Genomic DNA, 1,044 nt, shown 5'->3' on the forward strand with positions numbered 1-1,044 from the left:
CGACTTTATTTACAACGGCATCTTCTACTTTTCTAAAAACGCCAATGCCTTTATGACCTCGTTCTTTAGCTTTTTCTAATTGTTTTTCTTTTCTTTCTTCTTGTTTGGTTTCTACTTTTTCTCTTTTTTCTTGATATTTATTTTTAATAGAAGATAAGTGTTCGTGCAGAGAGGATCCAAGATCTAATTGCATAGTGTCTGATACATAATGTATACCATTTACGTACATAGATAATCCTGGGTTGATCAGTAATGCGATGATGAGTAATTTTAAGGCTATCTTATTATAGTTTTTTAAAAATACTCCTATAAGAAAAACGAAGGGGAGTACTTTAAAAAATAAGGATTTCCCCATATTTACCAATATAGTTTGAACAGCAATAACAATATTAGCAAAGGTTAAGTAACTAATTGCCCGAGTAAAAATATCTGAAATCTCTGTTGCTACTCCTCCTACAAGAGGAATACCCGAACTATCAATACCAGAAGCTATACTTTTTAGTTCCATTGCAATTCCTAATCCGAGCATCATGTCGCTATTTATATCTGATAAAAAATCTATAGCTGGCGTGACTAACAAATTACTAAATCCTACAATGGCAAGAATTAAACTAAGAACAAAAATCCAGATTTTATCTTTTTGAATTATATTGGATAGCGTTTGGTTAATATCCATAGCAGTACTATTTAAGTTGGTTTATACTTTTTGACTAACCTAAATATATTGTTTTTTATATAATTTAATCTGCATTACAGAATTTAATCCTTCGTTGAGAGATCTAAAGGAGGCTTGTCTCGAAAACAAAATATATTTTCAGAAACATTCTTATGAGCTTGCTCTGAGGTTATTGATTGAATTGTTTATTAAAAGAGTAAATTAGCCACCTCTTTTTGTTTTAGTATTTTGTTTAGGTATTCTAAAGGGTACCAGGTTAAAACATTATTATTGATCAATAGCGTCCTAAACGTAAAAAAGAGAAAGGGAAATTTGTTCCTCAAAGTTACCTTTGTGGTGCAACACAAAAAACACCTTTCTCCGATGCT

General features: G+C 30.8%; 1 protein-coding gene. It reads right to left on the reverse strand.

Annotated elements, in window-relative coordinates:
• Window positions 1-676 (reverse strand): hypothetical protein (locus tag H527_RS22725; RefSeq protein ID WP_035089100.1); only part of this gene is annotated, 676 nt, incomplete at its 3' end.
• Window positions 677-1,044 lie beyond the last annotated feature (368 nt).

The organism is Aquimarina muelleri DSM 19832, from assembly GCF_000430665.1.
Taxonomy (GTDB): Bacteria; Bacteroidota; Bacteroidia; order Flavobacteriales; family Flavobacteriaceae; genus Aquimarina; species Aquimarina muelleri.